General features: G+C 45.4%; 14 protein-coding genes. 1 reads left to right on the forward strand and 13 read right to left on the reverse strand.

Features of this window, described 5'->3' with window-relative positions:
* Window positions 1-78: 78 nt before the first annotated feature.
* The 8 genes from BN3261_RS07275 to BN3261_RS07310 form a co-directional block, all read right to left on the reverse strand.
* Window positions 79-1,527 carry an Ig-like domain-containing protein gene (locus BN3261_RS07275; protein WP_059085883.1) on the reverse strand — a complete coding sequence of 483 codons (1,449 nt, stop codon included), beginning with the start codon at window positions 1,525-1,527 and terminating at the stop codon, window positions 79-81.
* A 294-nt stretch (window positions 1,528-1,821) separates the two neighbouring features.
* On the reverse strand, window positions 1,822-3,078 hold the full coding sequence (locus BN3261_RS07280) for a competence/damage-inducible protein A (RefSeq protein WP_059085884.1): 1,257 nt from the start codon (window positions 3,076-3,078) through the stop codon (window positions 1,822-1,824).
* A 31-nt stretch (window positions 3,079-3,109) separates the two neighbouring features.
* Window positions 3,110-3,649: a CDP-diacylglycerol--glycerol-3-phosphate 3-phosphatidyltransferase gene (pgsA, locus tag BN3261_RS07285; protein WP_015525184.1), complete on the reverse strand. Its 540-nt coding sequence runs from the start codon at window positions 3,647-3,649 to the stop codon at window positions 3,110-3,112.
* Window positions 3,633-4,970, reverse strand: a complete 1,338-nt coding sequence (gene rimO / locus BN3261_RS07290; RefSeq protein ID WP_021978070.1) for a 30S ribosomal protein S12 methylthiotransferase RimO — start codon at window positions 4,968-4,970, stop codon at window positions 3,633-3,635. The genes pgsA and rimO overlap by 17 nt, the downstream gene beginning before the upstream one ends.
* A 4-nt stretch (window positions 4,971-4,974) precedes the next feature.
* Window positions 4,975-5,325: a DNA-directed RNA polymerase subunit omega gene (rpoZ, locus tag BN3261_RS07295; RefSeq protein ID WP_015525187.1), complete on the reverse strand. Its 351-nt coding sequence runs from the start codon at window positions 5,323-5,325 to the stop codon at window positions 4,975-4,977.
* Window positions 5,326-5,378: 53 nt separating this feature from the next.
* Window positions 5,379-5,999 (reverse strand): guanylate kinase, encoded by a 621-nt coding sequence (gmk, locus tag BN3261_RS07300; RefSeq protein ID WP_059085885.1) that lies wholly within the window; start codon window positions 5,997-5,999, stop codon window positions 5,379-5,381.
* Window positions 5,992-6,264, reverse strand: a complete 273-nt coding sequence (locus BN3261_RS07305) for a DUF370 domain-containing protein (RefSeq protein ID WP_059085886.1) — start codon at window positions 6,262-6,264, stop codon at window positions 5,992-5,994. Before BN3261_RS07305 ends, gmk begins: the two co-directional genes overlap by 8 nt.
* A 45-nt stretch (window positions 6,265-6,309) precedes the next feature.
* Entirely contained in the window at window positions 6,310-7,188 is an 879-nt protein-coding gene (locus BN3261_RS07310; protein ID WP_015525190.1) for a YicC/YloC family endoribonuclease, read from the reverse strand.
* A 149-nt stretch (window positions 7,189-7,337) separates the two neighbouring features.
* Between BN3261_RS07310 and BN3261_RS07315 the strand changes: the two genes are divergently transcribed.
* Window positions 7,338-9,089 carry an Rqc2 family fibronectin-binding protein gene (locus BN3261_RS07315; RefSeq protein WP_059085887.1) on the forward strand — a complete coding sequence of 584 codons (1,752 nt, stop codon included), beginning with the start codon at window positions 7,338-7,340 and terminating at the stop codon, window positions 9,087-9,089.
* Between the two features lie 177 nt (window positions 9,090-9,266).
* Here BN3261_RS07315 and BN3261_RS07320 read toward each other — a convergent pair whose 3' ends face one another.
* From BN3261_RS07320 to BN3261_RS07340, 5 genes are all read right to left on the reverse strand, one after another.
* A complete protein-coding gene (locus tag BN3261_RS07320) occupies window positions 9,267-10,505 on the reverse strand; it encodes an AGE family epimerase/isomerase (RefSeq protein WP_059085888.1) in 1,239 nt (412 codons plus the stop codon).
* 169 nt (window positions 10,506-10,674) lie between these two features.
* A complete protein-coding gene (locus BN3261_RS07325) occupies window positions 10,675-10,878 on the reverse strand; it encodes a hypothetical protein (RefSeq protein ID WP_059085889.1) in 204 nt (67 codons plus the stop codon).
* A gap of 147 nt (window positions 10,879-11,025) precedes the next feature.
* Window positions 11,026-12,312, reverse strand: a complete 1,287-nt coding sequence (locus BN3261_RS07330) for a chloride channel protein (protein ID WP_059085890.1) — start codon at window positions 12,310-12,312, stop codon at window positions 11,026-11,028.
* A gap of 79 nt (window positions 12,313-12,391) precedes the next feature.
* A complete protein-coding gene (locus tag BN3261_RS07335; RefSeq protein ID WP_059085891.1) occupies window positions 12,392-13,048 on the reverse strand; it encodes a TVP38/TMEM64 family protein in 657 nt (218 codons plus the stop codon).
* Between the two features lie 91 nt (window positions 13,049-13,139).
* Window positions 13,140-14,501, reverse strand: coding sequence for a radical SAM/SPASM domain-containing protein (locus BN3261_RS07340; RefSeq protein WP_021652633.1), 1,362 nt, complete (start codon window positions 14,499-14,501; stop codon window positions 13,140-13,142).
* Window positions 14,502-14,639 lie beyond the last annotated feature (138 nt).

The following is a 14,639-nucleotide window of genomic DNA, read 5'->3' on the forward strand; positions in this document are numbered from 1 at the left end:
CCAAAAAGGAACCGACAGTTTTTACGCTGTCGGTTCCTTTTTTAGAATGGGATTGAATAGCGGTACATTCACATTCGATCAATATTCATAGTTTCCTGCCGGCTGTTTGATCCTGGTAAGAAGATCATGCCAGGACTGATCCCAGATATACCATTTTCCGGTTTTGGAGTGCTTATATGTACAGATCCATCTGGAACTGTCGCTACCTGCAAAATCAGTAAATGATCTGTAGATCGCAGGAGTGGTCTGGGTCGGTTCAAAATACGGGATATCTTCACTGATGGAATTTCCCTTACCCGGAAGTGTGTCCTGTCTTAACGTAATGGAAATCGGTTTAGACGGAGTATAATTGTTGGCTGGAGTTGCTCCGTTCAGGTAAGAATTACCAAGATATTTATATCCGTTATCCGCTTTCATACGATCTCTCAAAAAGTTTTTGTAATACTGAGTCATCTCTTTATTGTTGAGATAAGAAATCATCTCCTCGCAGTCCGTCGGATTGGTCGGTGTCCAGGTACGATATGCAAGGATCAGAAGAGCCATGGTCTTATAGCGTCCGTCTGCCGTTGTGATATCATACTGTTTCAGCTCCTCTGCATTGGTCGGGATCGTGGTAAAGGTGTAAGTATAGGTATTTATCGTTACATTAATGACTTCCTTCTGTCCTTTATCATTGGTGATCTCTTTTTTTGCAGATTTAGTTCCTTTTGTAAGAACCGGCTCCACCTGTTTCTTTACTGTCTGTGTCACGTGGACAGTACAGCTACCTCGCCAGGTACTCTTATCCCGGACCTGGATCTTTGTTGTTCCCACATTCACTGCCGTTACTTTGCCTTTACTGTCTACAGTTGCAACAGATGTATCATCACTGGTCCATACAAGAATCTCTTTATAATTCTTTACCTGAAGCTGTCTCACATCACCTTTATTCATATTTAAGGTGGTGGCACTTAAAGATGGTTTCGGCACCGGTGTAGGTGTCGGCTTCGGCTTCGGTTTCTGCGCTGCTTTTACTGTAACCTTACAATTGAATTTCTTCGTATTTGCCTTCGCTGTGATCACTGCTGTTCCTTTTCTCACTGCGGTGATCTTTCCTTTGGAATCCACACGTGCGATCTTCGGATTGGAAGAAGAATATTTCACCTTCACAGTTGTTCCTGTCAATTTAATGGCACTGGATTTCTTTTCTGTTAATGTCAGCGATGTCCTGCTGAGCTTCGGTGTTTCTACCTTTACAACACATTTATATGTTTTTTTGCTTACCTTTGCATAGATCGTTGCGGAACCTTTATTTTTGGCAACCACCTGACCTTTGCTGTTTACGGTCGCAACGCTCTTTTTGGAAGATCTCCAGGCAACCTTCCGCCTGGTTCCGGTAACCTTAAGTGTTGTCTTCTCACCTTTTAAAAGAGTTACTTTTGTTCTGTTCAGTTTTGGTGCGGCGCTGACCGTCACACTTCCAAATGCCATCGTAAAAATAAGGCTGATCAGCAGCACAAAACACAACAGATTTTTTTTCTTTTTCATTCTGATTTCCCCCTTTCCGGTAAAACGTATATTTACGTCATATATTGCTTTAATCATATTTTAGAGGAAATCCCTTATAAAAACACTAGCACTTATGATAGTATCCTTGTAAATATAATCGTTTATATTCTTTCATCGCCCATACCGGGGCTTATTGTCAGGAAACAAAAATAAAACAGGACTGATTTTTGATACAGATACTTGAAATCAAAAGTTTCATCTGTTTAAAAATCAGTCCTGTTATATAAAAAATATCATGGTTGATCCGTAATAGCAGGCAGATCAAGGCATTCGCTATCTGCTCATAATGATACAGTCACGTAACATCGCCAGTGCATGCGCTGTAGTCTGCTCGCGGATCCGCATGCGGTTTCCTGTAAAGTGGAACTCTTTGGCAATAGCCTTGTCCTTATAGCAGCAGCCCATAAATACAGTACCAACCGGAGTTTCCTTTGTTCCGCCTCCCGGTCCTGCCAGACCCGTCACGGAAATACTGATGTCTGCTCCGGATGCTTTGCAGGCGCCCTTTGCCATTTCTCTGGCACATTTGGCGGAAACTGCCCCCTGCTCCTTCAGAGTACGCTTCTTCACTCCCAGACATTTATGCTTGGCCTTGTTACTGTAAGTCACAAAGCCATAGCCAAACACCTCAGACGCACCAGATACATTGACAATGCGCTGGGCGATCATACCGCCGGTAAGCGATTCCGCCAGGGAAAGCTTCAGATCTTTCTCTTTCAGAAGATCGATCACCGCTTCCTCCAGTGTCTTGCTCTCATCTGTGGCGAAAACATTCTCTCCAAAACGCTTCTTTAGCTCCTTGACAACCGGTTTGATCAGCTTTCTGCAGGCCTTTTCATTCTCTGCGCTTGCTGTCACACGAAGATGCACTTCACCGGTTTTTGCATAAGGTGCAATGGTAGGATTGGTCTGGCTTTCGATCAGATCCTGGATTTCCTCTGCTACCTGACTCTCACCGATCCCGCTGATCTTTACCATCTGGGACACAATGATCTCCGGTTGGTTTTTCTGCAGATACGGGACAACATACTCCTCGAACATGGGCTTCAGCTCATTGGGAGGACCCGGAAGAAGGATCGCGGTTTTTCCTTTTTTCTCAAGGATCAATCCCGGAGCAGTTCCGTTATGATTGTCAAGAACAATGGCTCCCTCAGGAACCATGGCCTGTTTATAGTTGTTCTTCGTGATACGTCTCTGAGGATTGTTTTTCTCATATTCCTTCAAATATTTATCGATCAGTTTCCTTGAGTGGGAATCTTCCTTAAGAGGCATTCCCATCAGATCCGCAGTTACTTCCTTGGTGATATCATCCTCTGTTGGTCCAAGACCTCCGGTGAGGATCACAACATCGGAACGATCCAGTGCAGTACGGATCACGTCACGCATACGGCCTTCATTATCACCTACTACATCCTGATAGTAAACACTTAACCCAAGCAGGGCGCATTTTTCAGAAAGATAGGCGCTGTTGGTATTTACGATATTTCCTAGAAGGATCTCGGTTCCTACGGATATCAGTTCTGTGATCATGAAAAGAAACTCCTTTCGTATACTCTGATCCCTACTCCTGCATGGAAAGGACCTTTCTGTTCTGCATGATATAAGTCAGCAGGGAAATAATGGTCAGTGCAACGGACAGCCAGATAAATATCTGTGTCAGCACTGCAAAAACACCTCCGAAATCCAGCATCAGAAGTATGATCATGATCATCTGGGAAACGGTTTTGAATTTTCCCCAGTAGTTTGCGGCAATGACAATTCCGTTCTCCGCTGCGATCAGACGGAAACCGCTGATGATAAATTCCCGTCCGATGATAATGATCACAACCCATGCCGGAAGCTTGTCAACCTCGATCATGCAGATCATGGCAGAGCATACCAGAAGCTTGTCTGCCAGCGGATCCATAAATTTTCCAAAATTGGTTATCAGGTTATATTTTCTGGCAAGATGACCGTCAAACCAGTCTGTCACACTTGCTGCGACAAAAATCGCAAGACAGATCCAACGGTTTGCTTCTCCTCCCCAGCCTGTCAGTAAGAAAACTACAAGAAATGGTACAAGTATCATTCTTGCAACTGTAAGTTTATTCGGTGTATTCATCGCTCAGCACTCCTATCAAATCATACTCAAGCGCACCTGTCACACGTACCTTTGCAAAATCACCTGTCATAAGCAGTTCGCCTGTCTGAACGAAAATGTATCCGTCAACCTTCGGTGCATCCCCGTAGGTACGTCCGATATAGGCACTTTCATCTGCAACTTTTCCTTCGATCATAACAAGAAGTTCCTGTCCGATACGGTCCTGGCCTCTGTCATAAGAAATCTCCTGCTGAAGCTCCATCAGCTCGTCTCTGCGTTCTTCCTTCACTTCTTCCGGAACCTGGTCTGCCATCTCTGCTGCCGGGGTATTCTCCTCCGGAGAGTAAGTGAAGACACCGAGACGGTCAAATTCCATCTCATCTACGAACTCCTTCAGTTCTTCATGGTCTTCCTCCGTCTCACCCGGAAATCCGGTGATCAGAGTTGTACGCAGTACGATATCCGGAATCTCCTTACGGAGCTTTCCGACAATATCGATCAGTTCCTGTTTGGAAGTACGGCGGCCCATTCTTTTAAGAATTCGGTCCGATGCGTGCTGGATCGGAATATCCAGATAATGACAGATCTTCTTCTCATCACGAATGGTTTCGATCAGTTCATCGTAAATCTCCTCCGGATAACAGTAAAGGATGCGGATCCAACGGATACCTCTGATCTCACAGAGCTTCTTTAAAAGAATGTGAAGAGATTTTTTGCCGTAAAGATCCTTTCCATAAACGGTGGTCTCCTGTGCTACCAGGATCAGCTCTTTCACTCCCTGTTCAGCCATATCCTCTGCCTGGGCAATGAGGCGCTCCATTGGGACGCTTCGAAATTTACCTCTGAGCTTCGGGATGATGCAGTAGGTACAGTGCTTGTCGCAGCCTTCCGCGATCTTCAGGTAGCCGAAATGTCCACCTGTTGTAAGGACACGTTTGCTTCCTGTATCCGGCAGATAATCAATATCACGGAATTCTTCGAAATGATTTCCGGCTACTGCTTCCTCCAGAGCCTTTACGATGTCGCCGTAGGATGTAGTTCCAAGAACAGCATCGACCTCCGGAACCTCCTCAATGATCTCTTTCTGGTATCGCTGTGCCATACAGCCGGTAACAATCAGTGCATGGCAGCTTCCTGTTTTTTTGTATTCTGCCATTTCAAGAATGGTTTCCACACTCTCTTCCTTGGCATCCTTGATAAAACAGCAGGTATTGATCACGATTGCATCTGCCTGTGTTTCATCGTCTGTGATCTCATGACCTCCGGCTGTAAGAAGTCCCAGCATTTCCTCAGAATCCGCCAGGTTCTTGTCACAGCCAAGAGAGATGAATAATATTTTCATAAAATTACTCCGCTTCTGTCTGAGCTGCTTCTGCAGTCTCAGTGCCTTCTGCGGTCTCGCCCTCTGCTGCCTCAAGAGCCTCCTTCTCAGCTTCAAGAGCCTCCAGCTCTTCCTCTTCCTCCTGTCCGGGAAGGATCTTTACTTTGCCCTTGTAAAGCTCATCAATGGCAACGGAAAGCGGTTTCTTTCCTGCTGCACCAGGTACAAGCGGCTCTGCTCCTGCGATCAGCTGGCGGGCACGTTTGCTTGCTGCAAGTACAAGAGAATAACGGCTGTTCAGCACGAGAGCCTCATCGTCGTCCTCGTTGTTTGTGTTGATAGCCTCAATTAATTCTGAATAAGATGGATGTATCATATCTTTTCTCCCTTCTGTAACGGCAGGGCCGTATTTAACTTGTTAATTGGTATTTATAAAAAAGCTTCCGCTTCTTTCTGGATCCTGGATACAAAATCATGATTCCTGGATGTACGCATGCGCTCACACCGGAGGGTCTCATGAAGTGTATCAACACATTCCTCCAGATCATCATTGATCAGGAGATAATCATATTTATCCATTCCTCTGGATTCTTCAACCGCTCTTCTGAGACGCCCGTTGATCACATCCAGAGTCTCTGTTCCTCGACCTACCAGACGGTTCTTAAGCTCCTCCATAGACGGCGGACATACAAATACCAGCAGTGTATCCGGAAACTTCTCACGGATCTTCATGGCACCCTGGATCTCAATCTCAAGGATCACATCTTTCCCTGCGGAAAGCTGCTCCTCTACATATTTGCGGGGTGTGCCATAATAATTCTCCACATACTGCGCATACTCGATCAGTCCGTCTTCCCGGATCAGCTGTTCAAATTCTTCTTTTGTGCGGAAGAAATAAGCCTCTCCGTCCTTCTCGCCTGGTCTTGGATTTCTGGTAGTAACAGAAACAGATAATGCATAATTGTCATATTTTTCCATCAGCCGTTTCATGACAGTACCTTTTCCGGAACCGGAAAAGCCCGAAACAACAACTAAAATTCCCTTACTCATTTTCTTCCTCCCTCGTTTCCTCTCCATACGCTTCCGAAAATCTCCTGGCAATGGTTTCCGGCTGCAGAGCGGAAAGGACAAGATAATCATCGGAAGTAACGATCACTGCTTTTGTTTTTCTTCCCTGTGTGGCATCGATCAGAGTTCGGGTCCCCTTGACACTCTGTATCATGCGCTTTACAGGAGCGGCATCCGGACTTACCACAGCCACGATCTTGCGTGAATTGACAACATTTCCAAAGCCTACATTAATAAGTTTCGCCATTTACGCTCTCCCTTTCTGTCTGTGTACAGCCTGTTTCCTGCCCGGTTACTCGATATTCTGGATCTGCTCACGGATCTTCTCGATCTCTGTCTTCAGATCGATGGCCGCGTTGGATACAATAAGATCATTGGATTTAGACAGGATAGTGTTCGCCTCACGGTTCATCTCCTGTGCCATGAAATCCATCTTACGTCCCACGCCCTCGTTCTCATCCAGGATCTTTCTCATTCCGTGGATGTGGCTTCGAAGACGTACCGTCTCCTCATCATTGCAGATCTTATCTGAAAAAAGTATCACCTCTGCGGCGATCCTGGAATCATCGATCTGGTTATCTTCAAGTAGCTCGTGCATCTTGGCTTCCAGTTTCTCCCGATAAGCCTTCACTACTTCCGGAGAACGTTTTTCCACTACATCGACCTTTGCTTCCAGTCCGTCCAGCTTCCCAAGAAGATCCTGTTTCAGATTAGCACCCTCACGTTGGCGGGTCTCCACAAATTTCCGGCAGGCCTCATGAAGCGGACCCTCCAGAAAATTCCAGAGCTCTTCCTCATCCGGAGCCTGCTCTTCCATCGTAAACACATCCGGATATCTGGAAAGTGTGGAAACACGGATATCATTCTCGATCCCCAGTTCCTCACTCATCTGGTTCAGATAGCCCAGATATTCCTTTGCCAGCTCTGCATTGTATTTCAGAGCCATTCCGCCCATTGTATAGTCTTCATAGGTGATGAACACATCGACTTTGCCGCGGCGGATATAAGTCTTCATCACATTTCGGATCTCTCCCTCAAAATAGCTGAGTCTTTTCGGCATTTTGATGTTCAGATCCAGATATCTGTGATTGACGGATTTCAGTTCAACAGAAACCTTACGCTCTCTGGAAACTGCTTCTGCCCTGCCAAAGCCGGTCATACTTTTTATCATGTTATCCTCCAATACTGCCTCTTAAGTTTATCAGCTGCTGATAAATACAGTAACTGATTGCATACGGATTTATTATAGTTCATTCCAAAACCCTAGTCAAACTCTTTTTTTACTGTTATAATGATTGATGTTGAAATGGAGGTAAAATCATGGCATTTGACGGAATTACAGTTTCTGCTCTCGTGGCAGAGATCGATGATAATTTAAAAGGCGGCCGTATCAACAAGATCGCCCAGCCGGAAAACGATGAACTTTTGATCACAGGAAAGGGCGCAAATGGACAGAAACGTCTTCTCTTAAGTGCAAGCGCATCCCTTCCTCTGATCTATTTTACAGATAAGAACCGTATCAGTCCTTTAACCGCACCGAACTTCTGCATGCTTCTCAGAAAGCACATCGGAAGCGCCCGTATCCTTGATGTGAAGCAGCCTGGAATGGAGCGCGTGGTGGAATTTGAGCTGGAGCATCTTAATGAGCTGGGGGATCCCTGCAGAAAGCGTCTGATCATGGAACTGATGGGCAAGCACAGCAACATCATCTTCTGTGACGAAAAGGGAATGATCCTGGACAGCATCAAACATGTCTCTTCTCATATGAGCTCTGTCCGTGAGGTTCTTCCCGGAAGAGAATATTTCATTCCCAATACCCGGGATAAAGAAAATCCGCTGACAGTTTCCGAGGAAGAATTTACCGGACATATCTGCAAAAAACCGGTAAACATTTCCAAAGCGCTTTATACTTCCCTCACCGGTATGAGCCCGGTAATGGCTGAGGAGATCTGCTACCGTGCATCTATTGACGGAAGTGATGCGACACAGTCTCTGGATGAGACGGCCTGCACCCATCTTTATCATACCTTTCTCCGCCTGATGGAACAGATCCAAAACCGAGAATTCACTCCGAATATTGTCTACCGCGGAGAAGAACCTGTGGAATACGGTGTCTTTCCTTATCAGCAGTTTGGCAGTGAATACCGCAGCGAAACTTTTGACAGTGTTTCTGCCATGCTGGAGACTTATTATGCTACCAAGAGTCTGCTGACAAGGATCCACCAGAAATCTTCCGATCTTCGTCGCGTAGTACAGACTGCTCTGGAACGTAACCGAAAAAAATATAACATCCAGAAAAAACAGCTGAACGATACTGCCAAGAAAGATAAATTCAAAGTTTACGGCGAACTGATCAATACCTACGGATACGGGCTTGAAGAAGGCTGCAAATCGTTTAAAGCGCTGAATTATTACACCAACGAGGAGATCACTATCCCTCTTGACCCGACACTGACTCCGGCACAGAATTCCAAGAAATATTTTGATAAATACGGAAAGCTAAAGCGTACAGAGGAAGCCGTCACAGAACAGATCACAGATACGGAAAGTGAGATCTCTCATCTGGAATCTATCTCCAATGCTCTGGATATCGCCAGATCTGAAAGTGACCTTTCCCAGATCAAGGAAGAGCTCACTGAGTACGGCTATATCAAACGTCACTACACAAACAAAAAAGGCCAGAAAGCCCAGCCGAAATCCAAACCGCTCCACTACATATCCAGTGACGGTTTTGATATCTATGTAGGAAAAAACAATTTCCAGAATGATGAGCTGACTTTCAAGTTCGCAACCGGAAATGACTGGTGGTTCCATGCAAAGAAAATGGCTGGTTCCCATGTGATCGTCCGCACCAAAGACGGTGAACTTCCGGACCGTACTTTCGAAGAAGCAGGCCGCCTGGCAGCCTGGTACTCCAAAGGACACTCTGCTCCCAAGGTAGAGATCGATTATATCCAGAAAAAGCATGTGAAAAAACCTGCCGGTGCGAAACCCGGTTTCGTTGTTTATTACACCAATTATTCTCTCATGGCTTCTCCGGATATTTCGGATCTGAAAGAGGTTACGGAGTAATAACTATTCAACAAAAAACCTTCCTGTGTTCTCGTATTTCTTCGAGACCGGATACCTGTATCTCTGCAAGTATCTGTCCTGAGAAATTTTTCTGTAAACACAGGAAGTTTTTTTTATTGAACATTCGCACTCCGCTTCGTTACATGCTCACGAACAAAAATCGCAAAACGATTTTGTTCAGATCTCCAGTTTTTTCTTCACTGCCGGTGCAATAGACGTATCTGCTTTATGATATGGGATCAGTGTAGACTGCAGTGCATGGTACAGATCGGATTTTCCGGGCCATACGGTTCCTTTCAGATGATTCTGCTCATCCAGCTGATGAAACCAGGAGCCGTTTTCGTGATCCATGACCACTTCATCCAGGTACTTCATAAACGCAGCATAATCTTTCGCATATTTCTCCTTACCGGTCACATGATAAAGAACTGCAGAGGTATTGATCGCTTCCGCAAGAGTCCAGTGCATACGGTCATGTACCACCGGTTTGCCATTCCAATCTGTCGTGTATACAATTCCCGGTGCACCATCTGCGTTCCAGCCGTCTTTTATTGCTGTTGTGTAAAGATTTTCTGCTGCCTGAAGATGTTTTTCCAGTTTTTCTTTCTCTTCTCCACAGTTTGCAAGCGTCCACTGTGTGATCAGCCTTGCCCATTCGATTCCATGTCCCGGTGTTGCGCCGTATGGCTTGAACGGATCATCCGGACGGTCACGGTTGCAGTCAAGATCTGCCACCCATTCCTTCGTAAAATGTTCCGGGATCCTCCAGGAGTTATCTTCTGCCCACTGGATCACATGATCAATGATCCTGCCTGCACGAATGTGATATTTTTTATCCCCGGTGACATCTCCTGCTGCCAGAAAAGCCTCTACCGTATGCATATTGGCATTTAATCCCCGATAATCATCCAGCACGGTAAATTCCGTATTCCAGGTGTCGCAGGCCAGCCCTTCCTCTTCATTCCAGAAATGTCGGTCATAAACAGCCAATGCCTCTTCAAGGAGCTCTTTCGCCCCGGACCTTCCGGCTGTCAGTGCGGAAGATGCAGCCAGGATCACAAATGCATGGGCATAACACTGTTTATTGGGCACAATACCTCCTTCCGGTGTTACACCTGCATACCAGCCACCGTTTTTTTCATCGTGAAGCTCTCCCTTCAGACCTTTCAATGCCGCATCCGCAAGCTCTCCGCTTCCCTCATGGCCAAGCATCAGACCCAGACTGTATACATGAGCCATACGACAGGTGATCCAGGTTTCCCGGTTTCTGTCCTTCCATGGTGTTCCGTCGTCCCCCAGATAATAGGAACCTCCATTCGGTGAAGGAAACCGATGTCCGAAATTCAAAAGCTCCTCACAGGATGCTTTCAGGAATTCCCGGTTTTCTTTTGTGCTGATCTCATATTTGCTGTTCATTTCAACCACCCCATCTACTTTTTTCTTTAGGATACCATTCTTTTTTGGGGACTTCAATTCCTTTGGATTCTTTTGACAGATTGACGAAAAAAGGAGAATGCCCTATATGCATTCTCCTCATATCAGATTTCTTAATTCCATTACCGTAACGGTCACAGATAGCCCTGTATTAATCTTCAAAACAGGTGATCACATAACGATCACTTTCCATGATCACATCGGAAACATTATCCCTGTCCCAGATCGCATCACTGATGATATCTTTCAGCTTATCATCCATAACGATATTAAAATTCTCCTCGATCACCTGAAACGGGACTCCCTCATTCTCCTGTGCATACTCCATGATAAAATCAAGAATCTTCTCTTCCATACCTTAAAATCTGCCTTTCTGTAAATACTAACGTTTAATATATTACATCAGATTTCCGCAGATGTCCAGATATTTTCCAGCCATGTCCATGCGGTATTCCATAAGATATTATGCCAGTATACACACCCCTTCACATTTCGTTCTATATCAGAATCTGGTATGTCGGTTCACATATTTTGCTTTATATTTGGAGTACACAATGGTCTGATCCTTGTAAAGGCCATAATATCCCGATGCTGCATAGCTGATAGATACTGCGATCAGATAGAAGGATACTCCCTTAAATCCAAACATTTCAAAAGCGATCAGGATCGAAGTGATCGGACAATTGGTCACACCGCAGAAAACTGCTGCCATTCCGCAGGCTGCACAGATCGACGGAGAAATTCCCAGAAGATTACCCATCACACAGCCAAAGGTAGCTCCAATGCAGAAAGAAGGTACGATCTCTCCCCCGCGGAACCCTGCGCGCATAGTCAGTGCTGTAAGAACTATTTTCCAAAAAAAGGCGAAAGTATCCGCCTGTCCGTTTTCCACCGCTTTTTCAATAAGCTCCGCACCAGCGCCCATATATTCATCTGTTCTCAGAATAAAGGTGACAACAATGACCAGGCAGGCGCCCACTGCAACCCTGACATATTTATTCTTAAACCATCTGCCATAAAGTCCTGCTGCACCATTCAGCGCAATACAGAACATAATGCTGACAATTGCACAGCCCAGAGCGATCACTCCCATTTTCAGGCCAGTTTCCACAGTCAGTGCCGGAATATCCGTCACATGAAAACTTTCCGGCGTGATTCCCATTCCGGCTGCAAATCCGGAAGCGATCAATGACGCGATCATACACGGCATCAGTGCTGCATAATACATCACGCCCACACTGACCACTTCCAGCGCAAAAACTGCCGCTGCCATCGGTGTTCCAAACAATGCGGAAAACGCCGCGCTCATGCCGCACATGACAATTACATGACGGTCCTCCTCGTCCAGATGGATCCATCTTCCAAGCTGGTTGGCAATACTTCCTCCAAGCTGGATCGCTGCTCCCTCACGTCCCGCAGAACCACCGGTAAGATGAGTCAGCGCCGTTGTGATAAAGATCAGAGGCGCAGAAAGGATTGGCACATCATCTCTGGAACGCACGGTAGAAAGAACCTGATTGGTCCCTCCATCCTCTTTTCCAAGCTTCTCATACAAAAATACAATGACAAGTCCGGATAATGGCAGCAAAAAGAAAATCCATTCATGAGCCTTCCGGTAATTGGTCACTGCCTTCAACGTAAAAGAAAACAGTGTGCTGGCAGCTCCTACGATACATCCTGTAATGACAGCAAGAACCAGCCACTTGATCAGATTTGAGATATCCCGGCTGATTCTTGCGCTGTAATAATATAAATGTTCCTTTAATCTTTTGTTATGATCGATCCCCATGTTCCTTCCCTTCTTTTCTTTACTGTCTGCATTATACTACATTTTTCTTCACAGTAAAAGCAGGAAGGAGAAAGCCCTTTTATTTTTTCTTCCCGGAAATATATCTATGTATCAGGACCGAGAATACACTGATCATCACAAGAAGCACTGCGGAAAGCCAGAATGCCGGTGATCCGGGATTCTTGATATTTGCTCCAAATATCGTGGCTAGGATAACTCCCGGAAATGTTCCCAGCATCCCGCCCAGCATATATACTTCAAACGGGATCTTCACCGCGCCCAGAAACAGGCTCACTGCATCCCCGGGCAAAAAATTCAGCGTTCTCATAAAAAAAGAGATATACAGCGGATTTCCGTTCTGATAGTCCACCACTGTTTTCAGCTTCGGATATTTGGAAGTAAGATTCTCCACCATGGAAGAGCCGGAAAAACGTCCCATCCAGTAAGGAAGCGCCAATGTGACTGCTCTTCCCAGAAAGTTCACCAGAAGTGCTGTTCCTGTAGAAAACAGATGCCCTACAGCAAGCTGCAGGATCGCAATTGGAAATATAAAAGAGACACTTTTCACTGCATAAAGCCCAAGCATAAGTAATGCAGCCTTAACAGGTTCCTCCGGTGTATAGCTTAAGATCCTTTCCACAGACAGATCCTCTCTATAACGGATACAGAAAAGGAGAAGCACAAGAAGGAGCACCGCCGGCAGATATTTTCTGATGTTATCAATCATTTTTTTCATGGTCTGATCCCTCCGTTTTCAAAAAAAGAGCACCGGCACCTGTTTCCGGTACCGTGCTCTTTCATAAGTTCTGCTTTTTTAAGTTTCAGGATCAGCAGCCTTTCTTCGCTGCCTTTCTCTCCTGGTCTTCCTTCCACATTTCCTCTGCTACCGGCTTCCAGTTTTCAGCATACCGGTCACATTTCGCACAGAGATGCTCTGCACTCTCCGGTGACTGAAGATCTGTGGAATGTGCTCCGGATTTTTCTACCATTTCTCTCAGCTTCTGCGGATTTTCAAGCATCGGGCATGGACGGTACATATTGTCATTAAACGGCTGTCCGTCATGATATGCCATCATCATCGGAGACTGCAGTGCTTCCAGAAGTGTTTTCTCGCGGATATTGGAATCAGAATAATGGATAAACACACATGGATCGATATCGCCGTTTGCATTGATATGCAGATAGCGACGGCCGCCTGCAATACATCCTCCCACAAACTCTGCATCATTCTGGAAATCCATGGCAAACAACGGCTTTGTTGCACGGTATTTACGGATACGCTCATAGGTTTCTCTTCTCTGTGCAGGAGTAGGAAGCAGCTCCGGTGCTGCATCATTTCCAACCGGCATATAATGGAAATACCAGATAAAGTACGCTCCAAGATCGATCAGGCTGTCGTAAAATGCCTCTGATGTGATAGACTCGAAATTTGCACTCGTATAACATGCAGAGATACCAAATACAAGCTTCTTCTCTCTGAGAAGATTGATGGCCTTGATAACCTTCTGGTATACACCATTTCCTCTTCTGCCATCTGTTGCAGTCTCAAATCCTTCCAGTGAAATTGCAGGAACAAAGTTTCCTACCCGAAGCATATCATTTGCAAAATCCTCATCGATCAGTGTTGCATTTGTGAAGGAAAGGAAGATACAGTCATTATGTTTCTCGCAAAGACGGATCAGATCCTTTTTTCTTACAAGTGGCTCTCCGCCTGTGTAAATATACATATAAACGCCAAGCTCCTTACCCTGGCGGATGATGTCATCGATCTCATCGTAGGTGAGGTTCAGCTTGTTTCCATACTCTGCTGCCCAGCATCCTGTACAGTGCAGGTTACATGCACTTGTTGGGTCAAGAAGGATTGCCCACGGGATATTACAGCCATATTTCTCACGGCATTCATCCTGTTTCTTCCAGCCTGCAAGATTTGCATTGATAAAGAAGTTTGCAACCAGAGTTTTCATAACATGCGGATCAATATCAGTTACCAATCTATGAATAAACGGATAATACGGATGTTCCGGATTAGAAATGGCTGCGCGGATCATTGCTCTCTGTGTAGGAAATCCACCACCGGAAAATTTATCTGCCCAGTCCATGATCTTGATAAAATTCTTATCCGGATCTTTATAAACATAATTGAATGCCTGTTCAAGTCCGAATTTCTTAAGTGTGTTCATTGCGCTCATACTATCTCTCCTTATTTCTCTCAATGTAAATATGCAATCTAGCTAAACGGACATCTTCATTCCGTCACACTGCATTTCGAGTACCAAAGCTTTCTTACTATCTTTGCCTGACTCATGGTGTTACTGTACGTTTTTTCC

Source organism: Blautia massiliensis (ex Durand et al. 2017), assembly GCF_001487165.1.
Lineage (GTDB): Bacteria > Bacillota > Clostridia > Lachnospirales > Lachnospiraceae > Blautia_A > Blautia_A fusiformis.